At 62.1% G+C, this 23,110-nt stretch carries 21 protein-coding genes; 4 read left to right on the top strand and 17 right to left on the bottom strand.

Annotation, left to right across the window (positions count from 1 at the left end):
- Window positions 1–220: 220 nt before the first annotated feature.
- Complete coding sequence (gene ppc, locus Q8X51_RS03125; RefSeq protein WP_407693207.1) at window positions 221–2,866, bottom strand: phosphoenolpyruvate carboxylase; 2,646 nt, start codon at window positions 2,864–2,866, stop codon at window positions 221–223.
- A gap of 184 nt (window positions 2,867–3,050) precedes the next feature.
- Here ppc and Q8X51_RS03130 point away from each other — a divergent pair, with 184 nt between their 5' ends.
- From Q8X51_RS03130 to Q8X51_RS03140, 3 genes are all read left to right on the top strand, one after another.
- Window positions 3,051–3,395 carry a hypothetical protein gene (locus Q8X51_RS03130; RefSeq protein WP_027604509.1) on the top strand — a complete coding sequence of 115 codons (345 nt, stop codon included), beginning with the start codon at window positions 3,051–3,053 and terminating at the stop codon, window positions 3,393–3,395.
- A 297-nt stretch (window positions 3,396–3,692) separates the two neighbouring features.
- Window positions 3,693–4,103: a DUF4398 domain-containing protein gene (locus Q8X51_RS03135; protein ID WP_169899499.1), complete on the top strand. Its 411-nt coding sequence runs from the start codon at window positions 3,693–3,695 to the stop codon at window positions 4,101–4,103.
- Window positions 4,104–4,158: 55 nt separating this feature from the next.
- Window positions 4,159–4,944 carry an OmpA family protein gene (locus tag Q8X51_RS03140; RefSeq protein WP_027604511.1) on the top strand — a complete coding sequence of 262 codons (786 nt, stop codon included), beginning with the start codon at window positions 4,159–4,161 and terminating at the stop codon, window positions 4,942–4,944.
- 437 nt (window positions 4,945–5,381) lie between these two features.
- On the opposite strand, the gene Q8X51_RS03145 is transcribed toward Q8X51_RS03140, so the two are convergent.
- The 16 genes from Q8X51_RS03145 to Q8X51_RS03220 all read right to left on the bottom strand — a co-directional run bounded on the left by Q8X51_RS03145 (window position 5,382) and on the right by Q8X51_RS03220 (window position 22,011).
- Window positions 5,382–5,705 (bottom strand): hypothetical protein, encoded by a 324-nt coding sequence (locus Q8X51_RS03145; protein WP_065926485.1) that lies wholly within the window; start codon window positions 5,703–5,705, stop codon window positions 5,382–5,384.
- Between the two features lie 169 nt (window positions 5,706–5,874).
- Window positions 5,875–6,201 (bottom strand): hypothetical protein, encoded by a 327-nt coding sequence (locus Q8X51_RS03150; protein ID WP_003172217.1) that lies wholly within the window; start codon window positions 6,199–6,201, stop codon window positions 5,875–5,877.
- A complete protein-coding gene (locus Q8X51_RS03155) occupies window positions 6,198–7,103 on the bottom strand; it encodes an alpha/beta hydrolase (protein WP_407693206.1) in 906 nt (301 codons plus the stop codon). The genes Q8X51_RS03150 and Q8X51_RS03155 overlap by 4 nt, the downstream gene beginning before the upstream one ends.
- Window positions 7,104–7,130: 27 nt before the next feature.
- Complete coding sequence (locus tag Q8X51_RS03160; RefSeq protein ID WP_027604513.1) at window positions 7,131–8,408, bottom strand: flavohemoglobin expression-modulating QEGLA motif protein; 1,278 nt, start codon at window positions 8,406–8,408, stop codon at window positions 7,131–7,133.
- A 21-nt stretch (window positions 8,409–8,429) separates the two neighbouring features.
- Window positions 8,430–8,978: a hypothetical protein gene (locus Q8X51_RS03165; RefSeq protein ID WP_407693205.1), complete on the bottom strand. Its 549-nt coding sequence runs from the start codon at window positions 8,976–8,978 to the stop codon at window positions 8,430–8,432.
- A gap of 15 nt (window positions 8,979–8,993) precedes the next feature.
- Window positions 8,994–9,710, bottom strand: coding sequence for a TetR/AcrR family transcriptional regulator (locus Q8X51_RS03170; protein ID WP_027604515.1), 717 nt, complete (start codon window positions 9,708–9,710; stop codon window positions 8,994–8,996).
- A 106-nt stretch (window positions 9,711–9,816) separates the two neighbouring features.
- Window positions 9,817–11,319: a lysine--tRNA ligase gene (gene lysS, locus Q8X51_RS03175; protein WP_065926487.1), complete on the bottom strand. Its 1,503-nt coding sequence runs from the start codon at window positions 11,317–11,319 to the stop codon at window positions 9,817–9,819.
- 91 nt (window positions 11,320–11,410) lie between these two features.
- Window positions 11,411–12,506, bottom strand: a protein-coding gene (gene prfB / locus Q8X51_RS03180; protein WP_098465888.1) for a peptide chain release factor 2 whose coding sequence is annotated in 2 segments (ribosomal slippage) — window positions 11,411–12,433 and window positions 12,435–12,506 — 1,095 coding nt in all. Because the reading frame shifts where the segments join, the coding sequence is not laid out codon by codon here.
- A 156-nt stretch (window positions 12,507–12,662) separates the two neighbouring features.
- Window positions 12,663–13,664, bottom strand: a complete 1,002-nt coding sequence (locus Q8X51_RS03185) for a response regulator (protein ID WP_065926488.1) — start codon at window positions 13,662–13,664, stop codon at window positions 12,663–12,665.
- Between the two features lie 51 nt (window positions 13,665–13,715).
- On the bottom strand, window positions 13,716–14,726 hold the full coding sequence (locus tag Q8X51_RS03190; RefSeq protein WP_065926489.1) for a chemotaxis response regulator protein-glutamate methylesterase: 1,011 nt from the start codon (window positions 14,724–14,726) through the stop codon (window positions 13,716–13,718).
- Window positions 14,723–17,005, bottom strand: a complete 2,283-nt coding sequence (locus Q8X51_RS03195) for a hybrid sensor histidine kinase/response regulator (protein ID WP_065926490.1) — start codon at window positions 17,003–17,005, stop codon at window positions 14,723–14,725. Before Q8X51_RS03195 ends, Q8X51_RS03190 begins: the two co-directional genes overlap by 4 nt.
- Entirely contained in the window at window positions 17,002–17,703 is a 702-nt protein-coding gene (locus Q8X51_RS03200; RefSeq protein ID WP_027604520.1) for a chemotaxis protein CheW, read from the bottom strand. The genes Q8X51_RS03195 and Q8X51_RS03200 overlap by 4 nt, the downstream gene beginning before the upstream one ends.
- Complete coding sequence (locus tag Q8X51_RS03205) at window positions 17,700–18,953, bottom strand: CheR family methyltransferase (protein ID WP_407693204.1); 1,254 nt, start codon at window positions 18,951–18,953, stop codon at window positions 17,700–17,702. The genes Q8X51_RS03200 and Q8X51_RS03205 overlap by 4 nt, the downstream gene beginning before the upstream one ends.
- Entirely contained in the window at window positions 18,950–19,462 is a 513-nt protein-coding gene (locus Q8X51_RS03210) for a chemotaxis protein CheW (RefSeq protein ID WP_027604522.1), read from the bottom strand. The genes Q8X51_RS03205 and Q8X51_RS03210 overlap by 4 nt, the downstream gene beginning before the upstream one ends.
- Complete coding sequence (locus Q8X51_RS03215; RefSeq protein ID WP_370671268.1) at window positions 19,462–21,105, bottom strand: methyl-accepting chemotaxis protein; 1,644 nt, start codon at window positions 21,103–21,105, stop codon at window positions 19,462–19,464. Before Q8X51_RS03215 ends, Q8X51_RS03210 begins: the two co-directional genes overlap by 1 nt.
- A 198-nt stretch (window positions 21,106–21,303) precedes the next feature.
- Window positions 21,304–22,011 (bottom strand): tellurite resistance TerB family protein, encoded by a 708-nt coding sequence (locus Q8X51_RS03220; protein ID WP_407693203.1) that lies wholly within the window; start codon window positions 22,009–22,011, stop codon window positions 21,304–21,306.
- 168 nt (window positions 22,012–22,179) lie between these two features.
- Between Q8X51_RS03220 and Q8X51_RS03225 the strand changes: the two genes are divergently transcribed.
- Entirely contained in the window at window positions 22,180–23,091 is a 912-nt protein-coding gene (locus Q8X51_RS03225; RefSeq protein WP_065926494.1) for a LysR family transcriptional regulator, read from the top strand.
- Window positions 23,092–23,110: the final 19 nt, after the last annotated feature.

Genomic DNA, 23,110 nt, shown 5'->3' on the forward strand with positions numbered 1-23,110 from the left:
TCATGAAACTATGGGCCCAGGCCGCCCAAACGGCCAAAGGCTGATCAAGATACACAGCGGGCCCTAACCACACAAGCCGCCAAAAGTCGCAGGAACCCGCGCCACGCGTACGTCATAGGTAGGGTGTGCCTGAGTGCAACCAGCGCTGTAAACGCCGACCACCCCTTTCAGGGCGGCCGTCGTGGTTTATCCGCAAGCTTTTGAGAACACGCAAAAAACCTCAGCCGGTGTTGCGCAGGCCGGCGGCAATACCCGCCACGGACACCAGCAACGCCTGTTCCAGAGGGCTGTCCTGCGCGGCTTCCTGGCGACGCGAGCGCGCGAGCAACTCGGCCTGCAACAGGTGCAAGGGGTCGAGGTAGGTGTTGCGCAGGCGGATGAACTCCAGGGTGTCAGGGCTATGGGCCAGCAGTTGCGACTGGCCGGTCAGGCCAAGCACCACGTCGCATGCCTGCGACAATAGGTCGCGTAAGTGCGCGCCCAATGGCAACAGGTCCGGCTGCACCAGGCGCTCGTCATACAGGCGCGCAATATCGGCATCGGCCTTGGCCAGGACCATTTCCAGCATATCGATGCGGGTGCGGAAGAACGGCCACTGTTCGCGCATCTGCCCCAGCAGTTCCCCTTCGCCGCGCTCCAGGGCCTTGCTCAATGCGGCTTCCCAACCCAGCCAGGCCGGCAGCATCAGGCGAGTCTGGGTCCAGCCGAAGATCCACGGAATGGCGCGCAGGCTTTCTATACCACCGGCGCGACGCTTGGCCGGGCGACTGCCCAGAGGTAGCCGGCCCAGCTCCTGCTCCGGGGTGGATTGGCGAAAATACTCGACGAATTGCGGATTTTCCCGCACCACCGCACGGTAAGCGCTGACGCCGTCGGCCGCCAATTCATCCATCAAATGGCGCCACGCCGGCTCCGGTGGCGGCGGTGGCAGCAATGTCGCTTCCAACACGGCGGCCAGGTAGAGATTGAGGTTCTGTTCAGCAATGTCCGGCAAGCCGAACTTGAAGCGAATCATCTCGCCTTGCTCGGTGGTACGGAAACGCCCCGCCACCGAACCCGGCGGTTGCGACAGGATCGCCGCGTGGGCCGGGCCGCCGCCACGCCCGACGGTGCCGCCGCGACCGTGGAACAGCAGCAATTCCACCTGTTGCTCACGGCAGATATCCACCAGCCGCTCCTGGGCCCGGTACTGCGCCCAGGCGGCGGCGGTGGTGCCGGCGTCCTTGGCCGAGTCGGAGTAGCCGATCATCACTTCCTGCGGGCCCTGCAAGCGCGCCCGGTAGCCTGGCAGCAGCAACAGTTGTTCGATCACGGGACCGGCGTTATCCAGGTCGGCCAGGGTTTCGAACAGCGGCACCACGCGCATCGGCCGTTGAACGCCCGACTCTTTAAGCAGCAGCTGCACCGCCAATACGTCCGACGCGGCACCGGCCATGGAAATGACATACGAGCCTAACGATGCGGCAGGCGCGGCGGCCACTTCCTTGCAGGTATTGAGCACTTCGGCCGTATCGGCCGATGGCTTGAAATAGCCCGGCAACAGCGGTCGACGGTTGGCCAGCTCCTTCATCAGGAAGCTGATGCGCATGTCTTCGTTCCAGTCCTCGTAACGGCCCAGGCCCAGGTAATCGGTGATTTCAGTCATCGCCGCCGAATGACGACTGGAATCCTGGCGCACATCCAGGCGCACCAGAAATAGACCAAAGGTTACGGCCCGGCGCAGGCAATCGAGCAGCGGGCCGTCGGCGATCACGCCCATGCCGCACGCGTGCAACGACTGGTAGCACAGCTCCAGTGGCTCGAGCAGATCGCGGTTGTTCTGCAACACCTCGGCAGGCGCCGGCGTGCTGCTGCTCAACGCGGTATGGGCCCATTGGCGCGTGGCGCGCAGGCGTTCGCGCAGTTGCTTGAGCAGGGCACGATAAGGTTCGACGCTGTCGCCGACCTTGGCCTGCAACGCCGGGCTGGCCTGTTGCATCGACAGTTCGGAGGCCAGGTGGTCGATATCGCGCAGGTACAGGTCGGCCGCCATCCAGCGCGCCAGCAGCAACACCTTGCGGGTGACCGGCGCGGTGACATTCGGGTTGCCGTCACGGTCGCCGCCCATCCACGACGCAAAGCGGATCGGCGCGGCTTCCAGCGGCAAACGCAGGCCCGTCGCAGCGTGTAACGCCTGGTCGGCCTTGCGCAAGTAATTGGGGATGGCGTGCCACAACGAATGCTCGATCACCGCGAAGCCCCACTTGGCTTCATCCACCGGGGTGGGCCGAGTGCGGCGGATTTCTTCGGTGTGCCAGGCTTCGGCGATCAAGCGCTGCAGGCGCTGGCGGATCTGCTCGCGCTCAGCGCTGGTGAGGTCGCGATGATCCTGCAGCGCCAGTTGCGCGGCGATGGCGTCGTATTTCTGGATCAGGGTGCGGCGTGCCACTTCGGTGGGGTGGGCGGTGAGGACCAGTTCGATGTCCAGGCGCCCCAACTGGCGGGCGAGGGACTCATTGCTGTGGCCCTCGCCCTGCAGGCGAGCCAGTAACTCCGGCAATACGCGGGACTCGAACGGCGCCGGTTGCGACTCGTCGCGCCGGTGAATCAACTGGTACTGCTCGGCGATATTGGCCAGGTTGAGGAACTGGTTGAAGGCCCGCGCCACCGGCAGCAGTTCGTTTTCCTGCAACTGATTGAGGCTGGCGCTCAGTTCATCACCCGCGGCTTTGTCCGGGGCGGCTCCGCGGCGGTCGGCCTTGGCGCCTTTGCGGATCTGTTCGATCTTGGCGAGAAAATCATCGCCGTACTGCTCTCGAATGGTGTTGCCCAACAGTTCACCGAGCAGGTGAACATCCTCACGCAAGCGTGCATCGATATCACTCATCAGCCAATCTCCAGCCAGAAATCCGGGACGCGCAGGTGTGTCAGAGTGCCGCCGGCATCGTTTTATGACAAGACTTTAAACCTTGTGACTTGCAGCTAGTCTCAAGTGTGAGCCGCCGCGTTTATCCACGCGCACGGCTGGTCACTCATCACCGCCTGCCACCGCAGGCTTTATTGAGGTTGCCATGAAAATTCGAGAACTGGCCCAGCATTGGGAAGAGAACGCCAAGGGTCGCCTGACCAAGACCGAGTACGCCATCCATCTGGATGTGGAGGCTGCTGCACGGCTGGCAGCCATCGCCGAGATGTACCCTAAGCGCCACACCGAAGAACTGCTCGGCGAGCTGATCGGTGCCGCCCTTGAGGAGCTGGAAGCCAGCTTTCCCTACATCAAGGGACAACAGGTCATCGCCACCGATGAAGAGGGCGACCCGCTCTATGAGGACGTCGGGCCAACGCCGCGGTTCCTGACCTTGTCCCGTCGCTATCTGCATGATTTGTCTGCCAGTGCCGACGACCAAAAGCACTGACGGACTCGATTGACACCCATCTGAACCCCGTATTCCGGGCCTCTGCCGAGGCTCGGAGTACCCCTGCACGTGGCAAAAGTTCCAACTTTTTACCCTGACCAATCAGTCAGATATTTTTTTAGGCAAATCGCCATCTCTTCTGAACTTTTGAAAAAAGCCTCCGGTCACAGCCAGTAAGCCATCACTTGGAACGGCCGTTTGAAAGGGCCTGTCGCGCTTTACCGCCGCGCCCCAAGCCGTTCACCGACTGCGATGGATTTTGATGTTTTTAGGAGCTATCCAATGGAGTTGAAGACGATGAAGACCAGCACTGCCAAATCCACGTTTAACCACCTGCGCGGGCTTAAATTGGCCGCGCTGGCAATCGGCACCAGCTTCGTTTTGGCTGGCTGCGCCGGCAACCCGCCAACCGAGCAGTACGCGGTGACTCAGTCCGCGGTCAACAGCGCAGTGAGCGCCGGCGGTACCGAGTACGCAGCAGTTGAAATGAAATCGGCCCAGGACAAGCTCAAGCAAGCCGAAATCGCCATGCACGACAAGAATTATGACGAGGCGCGTCGCCTGGCCGAACAGGCTGAATGGGATGCTCGCGTTGCAGAGCGCAAGTCCCAGGCGGCCAAGGCCGAACAGGCTGTGAAGGATTCCCAGAAAGCTGTTCAGGAGCTGCGTCAGGAAGGTATGCGCCCGGCTGCTATCCAGCAGAAATAAAGCGCCGCGCCTGATTGCACTGCACCCGATATCGAATTGAAAGGACGACACGACTATGCGTAAACAATTGATGATCCCTGCCCTGCTGGCGATGAGCGTTGCCCTGGCGGCCTGCTCTACCCCGCCCAACGCGAACCTGGAAAACGCACGGACCAACTTCTCGTCCCTGCAAACCAACCCGCAAGCCACCAAGCTTGCCGCGCTGGAAACCAAGGATGCCAGCGATTGGCTGGACAAGGCTGACAAGGCCTACCGCGACAAGGAAGACCAGAAGAAGGTCGATCAACTGGCCTACCTGACCAACCAGCGCGTTGAAGTGGCCAAAGACACCATCGTGCTGCGCGAATCCGAAGCCAAGCTGAAAAACGCCGGCGACGAACGCGCCCGTGCCCTGCTCGAGGCCCGTGATGCGCAGATCAAGCAGCTGCAGGACAGCTTGAACGCCAAGCAAACCGAGCGCGGTACTCTGGTGACCTTTGGCGACGTGCTGTTTGCCACCAACAAGGCCGACCTGAAGTCCAGCGGCCTGGTCAACATCAATAAGCTGGCGCAGTTCCTTCAGGAAAACCCGGATCGCCAGGTGATCGTTGAAGGTTACACGGACAGCACAGGCAGCGATGCCTACAACCAGAGCCTGTCGGAGCGACGTGCCGCTTCTGTGCAGGTTGCGCTGATCAAGATGGGCGTTGACCCACGCCGCATCGTGACCACCGGCTATGGCAAGGAATACCCGGTTGCCGACAACGGCAGCGTCTCGGGCCGTGCCATGAACCGCCGCGTTGAAGTGACCATCTCCAACGATAACCAGCCGGTCAAGCCACGCTCGTCCGTCGCCAACTGATTGATTGATGCTGGATAAGAAAACCCACCTTATGGTGGGTTTTTTTTGGGCTCGCCGAATTGGACAGGACGGTTTGTGTCCTCCGCTGGCAGCTCAATCTTCGGGGCATGGGCCTGTTTCGGCAAATGCTCCATCAGTTGCTTTTTCTGCTCCCGAGCTTGCTGCCGTTCCAGATCCTCATGACACCTGACCATATCCCGCATGTTGCGTAATGCCGGACTTTCAGGAGCTGCAGGATTTGCAGGATTTGAAAAAATAGATATCGCCACTTTCTCGGCCCTGAAGTGTGTAAGTTACACCGCTTTCTGTGGCGTCTTGCGCGATATGGTTCCAAATAAATCCCGCCCCCCTGTAGACATTGAGCGGGCCGTGGCTAACCTGACCCCGGATACACAAAAACCCGCCTATGGCAGGCGGGTTTTTCCACGGGTGGGCAATCAGGTGTTGATCGAGCCCCCCCCCTGATAGTCGGGTTGCGGAATCTGGCCATTGCCCTGGCCGCCTTCGCCGCCTTGGCCGCCCTGTGCACCTTGTTGCTGCAGTTGTGCAAGCAGCTTCTTCAGTAGCTCCTTCAGGTCCTCGAGACTCTCTCCGCCGCCGGCCCCACCGCTTCCCTGCCCACCCTGGGAGCCTTGTGACTCCATTTGGTTAATTTTGCTTTTTACGTCATCAATCTGTTGGTTGAGGTCTCCCTGGGAGCTCCCGCCGGCGCCATAGCTGCCCGTATTCACTGGAGACTGTGTTCCGCTGATGCTTGTCATAAATGTCGACTCCACAATAACTAACGAAAAGGACCGATCAGTCACACCGATCAGTCCATAGTCTGTGGCGGGCAAATAGAGATGGTTCCGGCCTGGGAAGACTCGGACCTGCACCAAGGGACGAATCCCCAGGCTGAGTGGCGTTTTCCCACGGACTCGACGCGCTGGCTTACTGCTGCAGTTGCGGGGTTTCCTGGCCCATGCAACGCACCGCCTGCTTCTTATTATTGACCAACACACCACTCAAGCCTTTTTGTTCGGTATCGAACATGACCAGCACACCATCGACGCACTGTGCCACTTGAGCGGCCGGGGTCAGGGAGATCTTGTAGTCCTCGCCCGGCACGGTCTTGAGCATGGTGAAGTCGCTGAGCAGCAACGCATCCTCAGGCTTGGCGAAGTGCAAATAGCCGTAGTACCACAGGCAGCCGACGGTGCCGATGATGGTGCCGATGCCGGTGAGGATCAGCGGGATCATGTTGCGTTCTTCACTCATTGCGGGCTCTCTGATGGATCAACTTTAGGAATGGGGTAATTCGGAATCTCGCCCAGGCGGCGCAGGCCGTTGAAGTGCTGCGGGTCGTCCAGATAGCGCAGCATCACGGTTTGCCAAGTCTTGTTGGCAAAGGTCTGCACATGGCCGCCGCGGGTCAACTGCAATACCCGTGGCGGCGGCGCGGCCTGATACAGGCGGATACCGTTGGCCACGGGCACGATCGGGTCATCCAGGCTGTGGAACAGCAATTTCGGCACGCCGGTCAGTTGCGGCATGGCGTTGATCGCGCTGTCGGCGTCGGGCACCAGCCAAGACAAGGGCACCTGGAAGGGCCATGTTAACCAGGAAGTGCTCAGGGCGAATTGTCCTACGTCACGATAACTGGCCGGCACGCCGTCCAGTACCAGGGCCTTGAGTTGGACTTGACGCTGCGGGTGTTCCGCCAGGTAATGCACCGCCAGCGCACCACCGAGGCTTTGACCGAGGACGATCAACGGCTGGCCCTGGGTTTCGGGCGCCTGGTCGAGCCAGTTGAACGCCGCGTCCACGTCCTGATAGATCGCTGGCAGCGAGGGCTTGCCTGCCGACAGCCCGTAACCGCGATAGTCCAGCAGCAGTACCTGGTAGCCCTGCTCCGGCAACCACCAGCTGCCGCCCAGGTGCCAGGCCAGGTTACCGCCGTTGCCGTGCAGGTGCAGCACCGTCCCTTTGACGGGTACTCCGGCCTTGGCCGGCAGCCACCACGCGTGCAGCTTCACACCGTCGGCGGTGGTGAGGGTGACATCGCGGTATTGCAAGTGCGCTTTTTCGGGCGTGAACGGCAGGCCGGGTTCGGGGTAGAACAGCAGCGAGCTGCAACCGTTCAATGTGAGTAGCAGGCACAGAATGCCGAGGATTCTCATCCGTTGAAGCCTCGTGAATAACAACGTTTAAAGGATATTGGAGTAATCCGCCTCGATCCGGTCCAGGCTCAAGTGGTTGAGGAAGTTGGAGAAACACATCCACGCCGCCAGTGCATTCATGTCGCGGAACTGCTCCGGCAGGTACTTGGGCGGCACCACCAGGCCTTCGTCCACCAGTTGGCGCAAGGTGCGCATGTCTTCCAGGGTGGTCTTGCCGCAGAACAGCAGCGGCACTTGCTCCAGCTTGCCTTTGCGCACGGCCAGCTGGATGTAGTTGTAGACCATGATAAAGCCCTTGAGGTAGGACAGATCCTTGGTAAACGGCAGGCCGTTCGGCACCGAGCCACGGAATACCCGGCTGGCGTTGCCATAGCTTTCGGCCATTTCAAAGCCTTGCTCGCGGAAGAACTCGAACACCTGCAGGAAGTCGGCACCCTCTTCCACCATGTGGATCGCACGGGTGCGGTTGGTCAGCTTGCGCAAGCGGCTCGGGTAGGAGGCGAACGTAATGATCTCCATGAGGATCGCCAGGCCTTCCTGGGTCACGGTGGACGACGGCGGGCCCTTGGACAGGAACGTGCAGATCGGCTGGTTCTGGCCGTTGAGCGTGGTACCGACATGCACCAGGCCTTCGTGGACTTCCAGCGCACGCACGTCGCGGTCGTTGAACATCGCGTCGGCGCGGATCTTGATGTAGTCGGCTCCCGCTGCGGCATCGGCAACGATGCCGTCGGACTCAAACACCCGGATGGTCTCTTCGGCTTCGCCAAATACCTTGTTCAGGCGGGTTTGCAGCAGGGCCACGGCGTCCTTGGCGGTCAGGGTCTTGGCTTCGTCCTTGAGGTCGCCACGGCCGTCGATATTGTTCAGGTAGTCGGAGAGCATCAGGCCCAGGTCAGCCAGGGTCGGGTCGCCGGCGTGGAAGGCGTCGGAGGCGGCGCCGTACAGCTCCTGGGAAATCAGGCCGAAGTCCTCGGTGCCGCGGGCTTCGAGCATGCGCACCACCATGCGGTATTCGCGGCACATGCGGCGCATGATCTGCCCCACCGGGCTGAACTGGCCGAGGCGGCGAGTGATGTCGCGTTCGATGTTCTGGAATTCCAGCTTTACCGCACTGGAGTCGAACGACAGCGGCCGGTTCAGGTAATAGTCGCGATCCACGGCGGGCATGGCCTTGCCCTTGGCCTTGAGGAATCCCTGGCGAATGTTGTCGTCCCACTTCACGGCGTCGAGGACGCGAATCGGTGTTTGCGCCAGCACAATGCGATCGGACAAGCTGCGTATCGTCTGCTGGTAATCGTCCACCCGGTGCTTCCTCTTTAAACGTTATTTGCCCGCACGCTGGTAGCGCACGGCTTCAACGAACACATCGGCATTGGCCGGGTTATCCAGGTAGGCAAACACCTGGCTCATGGAACTGTCGACCCGTACGCCGGCGCCTTCGACGGTATCCACGCTGCTGCCCTGCAGCACCTGTTGCCCGATGGCCTGGTGAATCTGTTCGAGGTCGAGGTTATAGACCACCAATTCGTGCTTATCGTCGAACTCGAACCCCGCCAGGAAGTAATGCCCTCCGAACCGGGCCGGCAACGGTGCCGACAGGTACCAGCGGTTGCCATGACGCGAAACGGTAAACAGGTACTCATCGCGCTGGGCCGGCGTGGCTTTAGGGTAGCTCACCGCCTTGTAGCGGTGCTCACCGGCACGGCTGATGCGCAGATTGAGCGGTTCGCCCCAGGCATTCCTGCTGGTCCAATGGCCCAGCAACTCATCCGGTGCCGCCTCATGGGCGGGCAACGGGTCCTTGAACGTGACCAGGCAACCGCTGAGCAACAGGAACGACAAGGCGATTACCGCCACACGCCAGGTTTTCATTGGACTCCCCCGGTGTCAGACCGAGGCCAACACCAAATGCATGTAACGCTTGAGGATCTCAAGCATCTCTTCACCGGTCAGAGGCTCTGCGCCGCCCAGCAGGCCCTGATATTCCATCCGACTGATAATCGCCGTCAACACCTTGGCGTCCTGTTGCGGCTCGCGGGAGCCCAATACCTGGAAAAACTGCCCCGTGCCCTGCAACAGGATCTGCTGGTGGGAACGCACCAGCTCAGCCAGGCGCGGGTTGAGCAAGGCTTCCTGGCGAAAGGCCTGTTCGGCCATCAAATGCTCGCGGCGGTTGGTCAACTGGCGCAGCACATAGTCGGCGGTCAGCCGCGCGATGTCATCGGCCAGTTGCGAGCGCGATTCCGGGCTGCCATCGCCATAGGCGACCATCTCACGCAACAGGCCTTCGTTACGCACCCATAGCTTGCCCATGAAGGCGGCGCTGCGTTCAACGTACTGGGCGAAGGTATCGGTGAGCAGGTCATCGATGTCCTTGAAGTAATAGGTAGTGGCTGACAACGGCACACCGGCCTCGGCCGCCACGGCCCGATGGCGCACGGCCCGCACGCCATCGCGCACCACGATGCGCATGGCTGCATCGAGAATGTCTTGCCTGCGTTGCTCGCTGCCCCGACGGCTGGCCTTACGGCCCTGGTACTGGACGCTTTCAGCCACGGCAGCGGCAATGCCGGCGGCACCTTCTTGAGCGGTTACGCGGTTCACGACACACATCCTTGAATAGATCAAAACCTGGCGCTGTTTGCTTGACGCTTAAAAACGCCACATAAAAAAGCCGCCTTATAAAAGGCGGCTTCGGATTTCGCTACATTTACGCTTGTGGCCGCATGTGCGGGAACAAGATCACATCGCGGATCGACGGCGAGTTGGTCAACAACATCACCAGGCGGTCGATGCCGATACCTTCACCGGCCGTTGGCGGCATGCCGTATTCCAGGGCACGTACGAAGTCGGCGTCGTAGTGCATGGCTTCGTCGTCGCCAGCGTCCTTGTCGGCCACCTGGGCCATGAAGCGCTCGGCCTGGTCTTCGGCATCGTTAAGCTCGGAGTAGGCGTTGGCGATTTCGCGGCCGCCGATGAACAGCTCGAAACGGTCGGTGACGTTCGGGTTGTCGTCGTTGCGACGGGCCAGCGGCGACACTTCGAACGGGTACTGGGTAATGAAGTGCGGCTGTTCCAGCTTGTGCTCCACCAGCTCTTCGAAAATCATCACCTGCAGTTTGCCCAGGCCTTCGAAACCGAGCACCTTGGCACCGGCTTTCTTGGCGATGGCGCGGGCCTTGTCGATGTCGTTGAGGTCGTCTGCGGTCAACTCAGGGTTGTACTTGAGGATCGAGTCGAACACCGACAGGCGCACGAACGGCTCGCCGAAGTGGAACACCTTGTCGCCGTACGGCACGTCGGTAGTCCCGAGGACAAGCTGCGCCAGCTCGCGGAACAGTTCCTCGGTGAGGTCCATGTTGTCTTCGTAGTCGGCGTAGGCCTGGTAGAACTCCAACATGGTGAATTCCGGGTTGTGCCGGGTCGAGACGCCTTCGTTACGGAAGTTGCGGTTGATCTCGAACACCTTCTCGAAGCCACCGACCACAAGACGCTTGAGGTACAACTCAGGCGCGATACGCAGGAACATTTCCAGGTCCAGTGCGTTGTGGTGGGTTTCGAACGGCTTGGCTGCGGCACCACCCGGGATGGTCTGCAGCATCGGGGTTTCCACTTCCAGGAAGTCACGCTGCATCAGGAAGCTGCGGATGTGCGCGATGACCTGCGAACGCACGCGGAAGGTCTGGCGCACGTCTTCGTTGACGATCAGGTCAACGTAGCGCTGGCGGTAACGCTGCTCGGTGTCGGTCAGGCCGTGGTGCTTGTCCGGCAACGGGCGCAGGGACTTGGTCAGCAAGCGCACGCTGGTCATTTCCACGTACAGGTCGCCCTTGCCGGAACGGGCCAGGGTGCCTTCGGCGGCGATGATGTCGCCCATATCCCAGGTTTTCACCGAGGCCAGGGTTTCTTCGGACAGGGTCTTGCGGTTGACGTAGACCTGGATACGCCCGGTCATGTCCTGGATCACCATGAACGAGCCACGGTTGAGCATGATGCGACCTGCCACCTTGACCGGGATCGCCGCTTCTGCCAGCTCTTCCTTGGTCTTGTCCGCGTACTGCTTCTGCAAGGCATCGCAGTAGTTGTCGCGACGGAAGTCGTTGGGGAAGGCATTGCCCTTGGCGCGCTCGGCAGCCAGCTTTTCCTTGCGCAGGGCGATCAGGGAGTTTTCTTCCTGTTGCAGGGCTTGCGGGTCGAGTTGTTGGTCGCTCATGTCTTTAAATTTTCCATCAGGTTCGTTGTCCCAGGCGTAGGCCGGGGATCGCCGGCAAGGACTAGGCGTCCCCCCCGGTTCCTACAAGGGGTTACAGGCCAGATTTCAGGCTGGCTTCCAGGTATTCGTCAATGTCACCGTCGAGCACCTTGTCGCAGTCGCTGCGTTCGATGTTAGTGCGCAGATCCTTGATCCGCGACGCATCGAGCACATAAGAGCGGATCTGGTGACCCCAGCCGATATCCGACTTGGTGTCTTCCAGGGCCTGGGAAGCGGCGTTGCGCTTCTGCATTTCCTGCTCGTACAACTTGGCCCGCAGCATTTTCATGGCGGTGTCCTTGTTCGCGTGCTGGGAACGTTCGTTCTGGCAGCTCACCACGGTGTTGGTCGGTACGTGGGTAATACGTACGGCCGAGTCGGTGGTGTTTACGTGCTGGCCACCGGCACCGGAGGAGCGGTAGGTGTCGATACGCAGGTCGGCCGGGTTGATCTCGATTTCCACCTTGTCATCGATCTCGGGCGAGACGAACACCGCAGAGAACGAGGTGTGGCGACGGTTGCCGGAGTCGAACGGGCTCTTGCGCACCAGGCGGTGTACGCCGATCTCGGTACGCAGCCAGCCAAAGGCGTATTCACCCTTGATGTGCACGGTCGCGCCCTTGATGCCGGCGACTTCACCAGCCGACAGTTCCATGATGGTGGCGTCGAAACCGCGCTTGTCGGCCCAGCGCAGGTACATGCGCAGCAGGATGTTGGCCCAGTCCTGGGCTTCGGTGCCGCCGGAACCGGCCTGGATGTCCAGGTAGGCGTTGTTCGGGTCCATTTCGTGGCTGAACATGCGACGGAATTCAAGCTTGGCGAGGTTTTCCTCGAGACGGGCCAGCTCGGCGACGACATCGCCCACTGCGCCTTCGTCGTTTTCCTCGACGGCCATGTCCAGCAGGTCGCGGCAATCGGCCAGGCCGGTATTCAGTTCGTCGAGGGTGTCGACGATCTGCGCCAGCGCAGCGCGCTCGCGCCCCAGTTCCTGGGCGTATTCAGGTTTGTTCCAGACACTCGGATCTTCAAGCTCGCGATTGACTTCGGTCAGGCGCTCATGCTTTTGATCGTAGTCAAAGATACCCCCGAATAGTTTCGGAGCGCTCGGACAGGTCCTTGATGGTGTTAAGGATCGGGTTGATTTCCATGGCGGGCAGCACTCGTTGGCGAACTTTTGAAAGCCGGCGAGTATAACGGCAAACGGGGGGGAGCGGCAGCCCGCCTGGCGAAAAGGCAGACTACGCAGGGTTAAATGTGGGAGGGGGCAAGCCCCCTCCCACATTTTGATCTGTTGCGGCCTCGAGTCACTCAATGCCGACCAGGTTTCGCCCGTTGTGCTTGGCCGTATACAAGCCCTTGTCCGCCGCCATGATCAACTGGCGGCAATCGGTACCCTGCACCGGCGTCATGGTCGACAGCCCGATGCTGATGGTCAGGCTCGAGCCTTCCGCCGGGGCGATATGCGGGATTTTCAGTGCGGCGACGGCCATGCGCAGCTTTTCCGCCACCAGGCGTGCCCCACCCGGCGAGGTGTTCGGCAACACCAGGGCAAACTCTTCGCCGCCGTAGCGTGCCGGCAGGTCCGAGGGGCGGCTGCTGGCTTCGCGGATGGTGTTGGCGACCTTGCGCAAGGCTTCATCACCCTCGACGTGGCCAAAGCTGTCGTTGTAGGTCTTGAAGAAATCCACGTCGATCATCAGCAATGACAGCTGGGTCTGGTCACGCATGGCGCGGCGCCATTCCAGCTCCAGGTATTCGTCGAAGTGGCGGCGGTTGGACAGCCCGGTCAGGCCATCGGAGTTCATCAGCCGTTGCAGCACCAGGTTGGTGTCCAGCAGCTGTTGCTGGCTGACCCGCAGCGCACGGTAGGCGGCATCGCGCTGCAACAGGGTCATGTAGGAACGCGAGTGATAGCGGATGCGCGCCACCAGTTCGATGTTGTCCGGCAGCTTGACCAGGTAATCGTTGGCCCCCGCCGAGAACGCCGCGCTCTTGATCAGCGGGTCTTCCTTGGTGGAAAGCACGATGATCGGGATGTTCTGCGTGGCCGGGTGGTTGCGGTATTCGCGCACCAGGGTCAAGCCGTCGAGGCCCGGCATCACCAGGTCCTGCAGGATCACCGTGGGCTTGATGCGGATGGCCTGGGCAATCGCCTGGTGCGGGTCGGCACAGAAGTGGAAGTCGATGTTTTCTTCGTGGGCCAGGCCGCGCCGGACGGCTTCGCCGATCATGGCCTGGTCGTCGACCAGCAACACCATGGCGGCGTTTTCGTCGGTCTTGATGTCGTCGATCTGTAAATCATTCATGTGCAGTCACCTGAATTACTGCCTGCAAGCCAACACCGCGGAAGGTCATGATCATTTTGCAAAGACCTCCAGCAATCGGGGCGCAATTCTATCCAGTGGGCGAATTTCAACAGCAGCATCAATCGCCGCCGCCGCTTTGGGCATGCCATACACCGCCGAGCTTTGCTGATCCTGGGCGATGGTCAAATAACCTTGTTCACGCATTAGCTTGAGCCCCTGGGCCCCGTCACGCCCCATACCCGTCAGCAGTACGCCGACGGCATCGCCATTCCAGTGGCTGGCCACGCTTTCGAAAAACACGTCGATCGAAGGCCGGTAAATCTCGTTCACCGGCTCTGCGGTATAGGCTAGCGTGCCATTCTTCAATAAACGAATGTGGTGATTGGTGCCGGCCAGCAGCACCACTCCGCTTTGCGGCGGTTCGCCTTCGCGGGCCAGGCGTACCGGCAGGCCGGAGGCGCTGCTCAGCCACTCGGCCATGCCGGCGGCGAAGACCTGGTCCACATGCTGCACCAGCACAATGGCGGCGGCAAAGTCCCGGGGCAATCCCTTGAGCAGGGTTTCCAGGGCAGCCGGGCCACCCGCCGAAGAACCGATCGCCACCAGGCTCTGGCGTTCGCCGGTGCTGCGCTCCGGGGTGGTTTCGGCGCGCACACGGCTGCCGCGCTGGCCGATCAGCCAGCCGATGTTGAGGATCTTGCGCAGCAACGGCGCCGCCGCATCCTTGGGGTTGCCCACACCGAGCGCCGGCGTGTCCACCACATCCAGGGCGCCGTGGCCCATGGCTTCGAACACCCGGCTCACATTGGCCTGGCGGTCGACGGTCACCAGCAGGATCGCGCACGGGGTCTCGGCCATGATCTGCCGCGTGGCCTCCACGCCGTCCATCACCGGCATGATCAGGTCCATCAGGATCAGGTCCGGGGTCAATTCGGCGCAGCGCTGCACCGCCTCCAGGCCATTGCTGGCCACCCACACAACCTGGTGCGCGGGCTCGAAGCTCAAGGCACGGCGCAGGGCCTCCACGGCCAGGGGCATGTCATTGACGATCGCAATCCTCATGACCGCGCGCCTCCGATCAGCTCCACCACGGCATCCAGCAGCGCGTCATCGTGGAAACTGGCCTTGGCCAGATAATAATCGGCCCCAGCATCCAGCCCGCGACGGCGGTCTTCTTCACGGTCTTTGTACGACACCACCATCACCGGCAACGATTGCAGGCGACTGTCACGGCGCAGGAGTGTGACCAATTCAATACCGTCCATACGAGGCATATCGATATCAGTGATAAGCAGGTCGAAGTCTTCGGAGCGCAAGGCGTTCCAGCCGTCCATGCCGTCAACCGCGACGGCCACTTCGTACCCGCGATTGAGCAGCAGTTTGCGTTGCAACTCCCGCACAGTGAGCGAGTCGTCCACCACCAGTACCCGCTTGCGCGGTGCCTCGGTGGCCTGCTGGCTGCGCCGGGCGATGCGTTCCAGGCGCCCGGTGTTGAGCAGCTTGTCCACCGAGCGCAGCATATCTTCCACATCGACGATCAATACCACCGAGCCGTCGTCCAGCAAGGCACCGGCGGAAATATCCTGGACCTTGCCCAGGCGATCATCCAGCGGCAACACCACCAGGGTGCGTTCGCCGATAAAGCGTTCCACGGCGATCCCGTAAACCGCATCGCGCTCGCGGATCACCACCACCTTCAAGGTTTCGTCATTGCTCTGCCCCAATGGGCGCTGCAACAGCTGGCTGGCGGCGACCAGGCCCACATGCCGACCTTCGTGCCAGAAATGCTGGCGGCCTTCCAACTGCACAATGTCGTCAGGCGCCAGGTCGCACATGCGCTCGATATGCGCCAGCGGGAACGCATAGGCTTCCTCGCCGACTTCCACCACCAGGCTGCGCACCACCGACAGGGTCAGCGGCACCTCCAGGTGGAAGCGACTGCCCTGCCCTGCCGCCTGCTCCAGCACCACCGCGCCGCGCAGTTGGCGAACCATATGCTGCACCGCATCCAGCCCGACACCGCGCCCGGACACTTCGGTGACCTTGTCGCGCAGGCTGAACCCCGGCAGGAACAGGAACGTCAGCAGCTCCTCTTCACTCAGGTTCAGGGCCGTCTCCCAGGTTGAAAGATGCCGATCGACGATGGTGCCGCGCAGACGCTCCAGGTCGACGCCATTGCCGTCGTCACTCAGCTCCAGCACCAGCAGACCGGCCTGATGGGACGCGCGCAGGCGGATCAGGCCTTCGGCAGGTTTGCCTGCCAGCAGGCGTTGCTCGGGCATTTCGATGCCGTGGTCGACGGCATTGCGCAATAAATGGGTGAGTGGCGCTTCGAGCTTTTCCAGCACGTCGCGATCGACCTGGGTCTTTTCTCCCTCGATCTCCAGGCGCACTTGCTTGCCCAGGCTGCGGCCGAGGTCGCGCACCATGCGCACCTGACCGGCCAGCACGTCGGCAAACGGGCGCATGCGACAGGCCAGCGCAGTGTCGTAGAGCACCTGGGCACGCTGGCCGGCCTGCCAGCCAAACTCATCCAGCTCGGCGGTCTTTTCCGCCAGCAGCGCCTGGGCTTCGCTCAGCAGGCGGCGGGTATCGGCCAGGGCTTCCTCGGCTTCGAGGCTCAAACCCAGGGTCTTGAGCTGGCCATCCAGGGTATCCAGGGCGCGTACGCTCTGGCTTTGAATCCGTTTGAGACGCTGCATGCTGGCCAGGTAGGGCTTGAGCCGCTGGGTTTCCACCAGAGACTTGCTCGAGAGGTCCAACAGGCTGTTCAAGCGCTCGGCGGTCACGCGCAATACGCGTTCGCCACCTTCAGTCATGCGCCGGCCCTGACGCGGCGGATCACTGGCGACGTGCGGTGCGGGCTCAGGCTCCGGCGGCAGCTCTTCGATGAGCGGCGCCGGGGCGGGCTCAGGCGCAGCGGGCAGCGGCGCGACGTAGGCACTGGGCTGGGATGGATCCAGCAGGCGCTCCATCAACGCCACATAGGCATCGATGTCCGCCGTGCCGACATCGTTGCCAGGGGTGGCGATACGCATCAGCAAGTCGGTGCCTTGCAGCAACGCGTCGATATGTTCGGGTTGCAGGTACAGGCGGCGTTCCTGGGCGCTGACCAGGCAATCCTCCATGACATGGGCCACGCTGACCCCGGCGTCCACCCCGACGATGCGCGCCGCGCCCTTGAGCGAATGCGCGGCACGCATGCAGGCTTCAAGCTGGTCGGCCTGGGTAGGGTTGCGCTCCAGGGCCAGCAGGCCCGCGCTCAGCACCTGGGTCTGGGCATCGGCTTCCAGGCTGAACAGCTCCAGCAGCGAGGCGTCGCGCATCTGGTCGGGGGTCATGTGAGGCTCCGGGTCACGGCGGACAACAATTGCGCCTCGTCCAGCCACCGCAGGCTACGGCCTTTCCACTGCAACACACCCTGGGTGTAGCGCGCGCTGGCCTGGGTACCCGAGGCCGACGCCGCCTTCAGGGTGCGCTCATCGATGGCATGGATGCCATCCACTTCGTCCACCGGCACCACCACCGGGCCATCCTGCGCGGCGATGATCAGCATGCGCGGCATGATCCGCCCACCGCTGGCGCCCTGATGGGTTGTTTCCAGGCCAAGCAACTCCACCAGCGACAGGCACGCCACCAGCGCGCCACGCACATTGGCCACACCGAGCAAGGCACGGGAGCGCTGGTGCGGCAGCGAATGAATCGGTTGCAACGGGGCCACCTCCACCAGGCAGCGGGTGGCGATGCCCAGCCATTCCTCGCCGAGGCGGAATACCAACAACGAGCGGGTGACGATCTTTTCGTCAACCTCGGCAGCCGCCACCGGACGACGGTCGTCCTGCTGCAAGGCATAGCGGTCCAGCAAGCGCGTGGCGGCAGCCGAGTACACCGAACAGTTACGGCAGTGGATATGCTCCACAAGCAACGGGCACGACTTGTCGCCATGGATACCGATACGGTTCCAGCAGTCGTCGATGGCTTGGGTGTCGGCCAGGGTCAGGTCCAGGCCTGCGGTGTTGAGCGCCTCGGTGCTACTCATCGTTTGGACTCACTGTCTGCTCGCTCGCTGCGTGCGGCCCGCGCCTGTAAACGGCGCGCCCCCGCACTGTCGCCCTGGGACTCGAGCAAGGCGGCCAGGTGCATCAAGGCCTGCGGGTGCTGGGGTTCCAGGTACAAGGCTTTACGATAAAACCCCTGGGCTTCCAGGGCGCTGCCGGCCACGTCGCTGAGCAACCCCAGCCAGTAGAACACCTGGGCGGCCGGCGGGTGACTGTTCAGATACTGCTCGCAGGCGGCGCGGGCCTCGGCACTTTTGCCTTCGTTGGCCAGGCTGGCGATGCGGCTGAGCAAGGTGCCCGCATCGGAGGGCGGCGCCTTGATCGGCCCCGCCTGGGTGCTGGCCGTGCTGAACGGTCGCGGCTTGACCGGGACCGGCGCGGCGCTGCGCGGTGGCGTCGGCATGGGCACGAATACCGGCTCAGGCTTCACCGGTTCGGCATGCCGGCTGAAGGCAAATGACTGCGGCACCCCAATCGAGCGCATGCCGTGGCGCCCCAGCAAGCTGCCCTCGGCGGGACCGATAAACAGCACGCCGTCCACATGGGTCAGGCCCTTGAGCACATCGAAGACTTGTTTCTGGGTCGGCTGGTCAAAGTAGATCAGCAGGTTGCGGCAAAACACGAAATCGTAGCTCGCCTCGTTCGCCAGCAGCGTCGGGTCGAGCAGGTTGCCGACTTGCAGGCGCACCTGTTCGCGCACGCGGTCGGCGATGTGGAACCCGTCGCCGTATTCCGTGAAGTGGCGGTCGCGAAAGGCAATATCGCCACCGCGAAACGAGTTCTTGCCATACACCCCACGCCGGGCGCGCTCCACCGACAGCGGGCTGACATCCAGGCCCTGGACCTTGAACTGGTGCGGCGCCAGCCCGGCATCCAGCAAGGCCATGGCAATGGAATAGGGTTCTTCGCCGGTGGAACACGGCAGGCTGAGAATGCGCAGGGCGCGCATCTGCTTGATCTCGGCCAGGCGTGCAAGCGCCAGTCGGGCCAGGGTCGCAAAGGATTCGGGGTAACGGAAAAACCAGGTCTCGGGGACGATCACGGCTTCGATCAGCGCGTGTTGCTCGTCCTCGGAGCTTTGCAGGTGCTGCCAGTACTGCCCTGGCGTTTGCGCCTGCACGGCCTGGCTGCGCTGGCGTACGGCGCGCTCGATGATGGCCTCGCCGACCGACGCGACGTCCAGGCCGATACGTTCTTTCAAGAAGGCAAAGAAACGCGGGTCGTTGCTCATAGGCTCAGCTCGGCAGAAAACAACAGGGCGCGCACATCATCGGTGAGCACGTCATTCACGCCAATCCACTGCATCAGGCCCAGGGCATCCTCACGCACCGGCCCCAGGTACCGCGCCTGGCGGTTATCCAGGCCGTAAGGCTGGAATTCGGCCGGGTCGCACCGCAGGGTGTCCGTGGCCTGCTCGAGGATCAGCCCGAGCCAGCGCGATTCGACCCAGGTGTGCGGCTGGTAATTGACCAGCACCAGGCGCGTACTCGTACGCGCCTGGGCCGCTGTGCCGAAGGTCAGCGCACTCAGGTCGATGACCGGCACCAACGCCCCGCGATGGGCAAAGATGCCCGCCACCCACAGTGGCGCGTGGGCGATAGGCTTGAGCGGCAGGCGTGGCAACACCTCGGCCACCTCCGTGGCCTTGAGCGCAAAGCGTTCGCTGCCGATGTGAAACACCAGGAACAAGGCTTTTTTCGCTGCCGGAACGGCGCCGCGTTTAGCCGCAAGGTCGCTCATCAGACTTTGAAACGCGACACGCCGCTGCGCAGACCCACCGCAACCTGGCTCAGTTCATCGATGGCAAAGCTGGCCTGGCGCAGGGACTCCACCGTCTGGCTGCTGGCATCGCCCAGTTGCACCAGGGCATGGTTGATCTGCTCGGCGCCGGTGGCCTGGGCCTGCATGCCTTCGTTGACCATCAACACCCGCGGCGCCAGGGCCTGTACCTGATGGATGATCTGCGACAGTTGCTCGCCTACTTGCTGCACTTCGAACATGCCTCGACGGACTTCTTCGGAGAACTTGTCCATGCCCATCACGCCCGCCGAAACCGCTGACTGGATTTCACGCACCATCTGCTCGATGTCGTAGGTGGCCACCGCGGTCTGGTCGGCCAGGCGCCGCACTTCGGTGGCCACCACGGCAAAACCGCGCCCATATTCACCGGCCTTTTCGGCTTCGATGGCGGCATTCAGGGACAGCAGGTTGGTCTGGTCGGCGACCTTGACGATGGTCACCACCACCTGGTTGATATTGCCGGCCTTCTCATTGAGGATCGCCAGCTTGGCGTTCACCAAGTCGGCGGCGCCCATCACCGAGTGCATGGTTTCTTCCATGCGCGCCAGGCCTTGCTGGCCGGAACCGGCGGCCACCGAGGCCTGGTCGGCGGCGGTGGACACTTCGGTCATGGTGCGAACCAGATCCTTGGAAGTGGCAGCGATCTCCCGTGAAGTGGCACCGATCTCAGTGGTGGTGGCCGCGGTTTCAGTGGCAGTGGCCTGCTGCTGCTTGGAGGTGGCCGCAATCTCGGTAACCGAGGTGGTGACCTGCACCGAAGAGCGCTGGGCCTGGGACACCAGGGCCGTGAGCTCGGTCATCATGTCGTTGAAGCCGGTTTCCACCGCACCGAACTCGTCCTTGCGCTCCAGGTTCAAGCGTTTGCTCAGGTCACCGGTGCGCATGGTCTGGAGGATCTCGACGATGCGTTGCATCGGCGCCATGATCGCGCGCATCAGCAGCAGGCCACACAGGCCGGCGGCGAGAATGGCCACGGCCAGCGACAGGAACATGCTGACCTTGGCCGAGGCAACGGCGTCGTCAATGGCGGCCGTTGCCCTGTCGGACACGGCCTTGTTTTCCGTGATGATGTCATTGAGCTTCATGCGCCCTTCGGTCCAGATCGGCGTCAATTGCTCTTCCAGCAGCTCGCGGGCGGCCGGCAGGTCATTGGCTTCGACGCGCTCAAGCACCTCGGCCAGGACCTTGTTGTAATTGATGTGGGCGGCCTTGAAGTTATCGAACTCCATGCGATCGGCCTGGCTATGCACGGTTTTTTCGTAATTGGCCATCTGCTGTTCGATACGCGCCTCGAAGGCCTTGTAATCCGACTTATCGCTATTGGTGAAGGTTTTATCCTCGCGCAGGCCAATGATATCGATGGTCTGCAAATAGCTGTCGACCCACGCGCTGCGGATCATCGAACTGAGGTAAACCCCCGGCACCGCGTCGTCACGCACCGATTCCTGGCTGGCTTCGATCTTCAGCAACCGTGAGTAGGACACCACAACCATCAGCAGCATGATCGCGATAATGACCGCAAAGCTCGCCAAAATCCGCTGGCGCAAGGTCCAATTCTTCACAGTGTTTCCTCGAAGGGCCATTCAAATGGAGGGGAGTATAGCTGAGCAGAAGCCCTCATTTATCAATGGGTTTTGGTGTTGTGCCGACATATATGCAAAAACACCTGTGGGAGGGGGCTTGCCCCCGATTGCGGTGGAACAGCTGCAAATACTCCAACTGGTCTACCGCTATCGGGGTGTAGCCCCCTCCCACATCTATGGTTTGCGTACACTCGTCGGTTATTGGTTAAGCCGTACCTGCTTTTCCAGTTCCAGCTTCAAGCCCGGCTCGAGCTTGAGTTGGCGGGCCAATTCGTCCAGATACGCCTTTTCCATAAAGTTCTCCTCGTCCACCAGCATCACGCTGGCGATGTACATCTCGGCAGCCATTTCCGGGGTGCCGGCGGCGCGGGCGACGTCGACCGGGTCCAGCGGCTTGTTCAATTCGGCGTGCAGCCAGCTTTGCAGTTCGCGGTCGTTGTCCAGCTTGGTGAATTCACCTTCGATCAATGCGCGTTCACGCTCATCCACATGGCCGTCGGCCTTGGCGGCGGCGACCAATGCCTTGAGGATCCCCTGGCTGTGCTGCTCGACCTGGGCCGGTGGCAGGCGGTCGATGGTTTGCGGTTCGCCCTGAGGCGCGTTGGCCTGCTTGGCCTGCCAGTTGCCGTAGGCTTTGTAGGCAATCACGCCCAACGCGGCCAGCCCGCCATAGGTCAGGGCCTTGCCGCCAAACTTGCGCGCTTTCTTGTTGCCCAGCAACAGGCCCATGGCTCCCGCCGCCAGGGCGCCACCGCCCGCACCGCCGAGCAGGCTGCCCAGACCGCCGCCGCCGAGCAGCCCGCCGAGGGCGCCTTTATCGTCCTGCTTGCGCTGGCCGCCGGTTTTGTTCTGCAACATGTCCTGGCCGGACTTGAGCAACTGATCGAGCAATCCACGGGTATTCATTCGTAGCCTCCAGACACTAGGGTTCATAGGACCAATAGGCCCTCAGCGTAAAACTAAGTGCCAAAAAGCCGCGATCTAGAGTGCTTCCAGATGTAACGCCGCTGCCCTTCGCTTAAATCGATATACACTCGGATAAATCTATAAAAACACCCCACTGGTAATTCCAGCATGATGACCTTGCGTCAAATCCGGCATTTTATCGCCGTGGCCGAGACCGGTTCGATCTCCGCCGCCGCGCAGACCGCGTTCATTTCCCAGTCCACCCTGACCCTGGCGATCCAGCAACTGGAGCAGGAAATCGGCGTCACCCTGTTCAACCGCCACGCCAAGGGCATGACCCTCACGCACCAGGGCCATCAGTTCCTGCGCCAGGCGCACTTGATCCTCGCCACCGTCGACAATGCCAAGCGCAGCCTGCAACAGAGCACCGACCAGGTCGCCGGGCAGTTGATCATCGGCGTGACCAGCCTGGTCGCCGGCTACTACCTGGCGGATTTGCTCACCCGCTTCCAGCGCGCCTACCCCAACGTGGAGATCCGCGTGATGGAAGACGAACGCCCGTATATCGAGCATTTGCTGGTCAGCGGCGAGATCGATGTGGGCGTGCTGATCCTCTCCAACCTGGAAGACCGCCACGCCCTGCAGACCGAAGTCCTCACCCACTCGCCCCACCGCCTGTGGCTACCGGCGCAACATCCGCTGCTGGAGCACGACAGCATCAACCTCGCCGACGTGGCAAGCGAGCCGTTGATTCAGCTGAACGTCGACGAAATGGGGCATAACGCCCAGCGCCTGTGGGCAGCTGCCGGCCTGCAACCGCGCGTGACCCTGCGCACCGCCTCCACCGAGGCCGTGCGCAGCCTGGTGGCCGCGGGCCTGGGCGTGTCGATCCAACCGGACATGACCTACCGCCCCTGGTCCCTGGAGGGCGACATTATTGAAGCGCGGCCGATTGCCGACCTCAGCCAGACCCTGGACGTCGGCCTGGCCTGGCGTCGAGGCACCGCGCGACCGGCCTTGGTGGATCCGTTCCTCACCGTTGCGCGGGAACAACCACACCCGCGCAAGCCATCTATTTAATCGAATGCTGCATTCAGTA

Origin of the sequence: Pseudomonas sp. Yb2C2 (assembly GCF_052112325.1) — a bacterium.
Lineage (GTDB): Bacteria > Pseudomonadota > Gammaproteobacteria > Pseudomonadales > Pseudomonadaceae > Aquipseudomonas > Aquipseudomonas marginalis.

Coding starts and splice junctions, on each gene's coding strand:
- Q8X51_RS03225 (WP_065926494.1), top strand. CDS start 22,180: ATGATGACCTTGCGTCAAATCCGGCATTTTATCGCCGTGGCCGAGACC.
- Q8X51_RS03165 (WP_407693205.1), bottom strand. CDS start 8,978: ATGAAAACCTGGCGTGTGGCGGTAATCGCCTTGTCGTTCCTGTTGCTC.
- Q8X51_RS03200 (WP_027604520.1), bottom strand. CDS start 17,703: ATGAGTAGCACCGAGGCGCTCAACACCGCAGGCCTGGACCTGACCCTG.
- Q8X51_RS03155 (WP_407693206.1), bottom strand. CDS start 7,103: ATGAGAATCCTCGGCATTCTGTGCCTGCTACTCACATTGAACGGTTGC.
- lysS (WP_065926487.1), bottom strand. CDS start 11,319: ATGAGCGACCAACAACTCGACCCGCAAGCCCTGCAACAGGAAGAAAAC.
- Q8X51_RS03130 (WP_027604509.1), top strand. CDS start 3,051: ATGAAAATTCGAGAACTGGCCCAGCATTGGGAAGAGAACGCCAAGGGT.
- Q8X51_RS03190 (WP_065926489.1), bottom strand. CDS start 14,726: ATGAGGATTGCGATCGTCAATGACATGCCCCTGGCCGTGGAGGCCCTG.
- Q8X51_RS03145 (WP_065926485.1), bottom strand. CDS start 5,705: ATGACAAGCATCAGCGGAACACAGTCTCCAGTGAATACGGGCAGCTAT.
- Q8X51_RS03215 (WP_370671268.1), bottom strand. CDS start 21,105: ATGGCCCTTCGAGGAAACACTGTGAAGAATTGGACCTTGCGCCAGCGG.
- Q8X51_RS03210 (WP_027604522.1), bottom strand. CDS start 19,462: ATGAGCGACCTTGCGGCTAAACGCGGCGCCGTTCCGGCAGCGAAAAAA.
- Q8X51_RS03220 (WP_407693203.1), bottom strand. CDS start 22,011: ATGAATACCCGTGGATTGCTCGATCAGTTGCTCAAGTCCGGCCAGGAC.
- Q8X51_RS03185 (WP_065926488.1), bottom strand. CDS start 13,664: ATGAATGATTTACAGATCGACGACATCAAGACCGACGAAAACGCCGCC.
- Q8X51_RS03205 (WP_407693204.1), bottom strand. CDS start 18,953: ATGAGCAACGACCCGCGTTTCTTTGCCTTCTTGAAAGAACGTATCGGC.
- Q8X51_RS03140 (WP_027604511.1), top strand. CDS start 4,159: ATGCGTAAACAATTGATGATCCCTGCCCTGCTGGCGATGAGCGTTGCC.
- Q8X51_RS03195 (WP_065926490.1), bottom strand. CDS start 17,005: ATGACCCCCGACCAGATGCGCGACGCCTCGCTGCTGGAGCTGTTCAGC.
- Q8X51_RS03150 (WP_003172217.1), bottom strand. CDS start 6,201: ATGAGTGAAGAACGCAACATGATCCCGCTGATCCTCACCGGCATCGGC.
- ppc (WP_407693207.1), bottom strand. CDS start 2,866: ATGAGTGATATCGATGCACGCTTGCGTGAGGATGTTCACCTGCTCGGT.
- Q8X51_RS03135 (WP_169899499.1), top strand. CDS start 3,693: ATGAAGACCAGCACTGCCAAATCCACGTTTAACCACCTGCGCGGGCTT.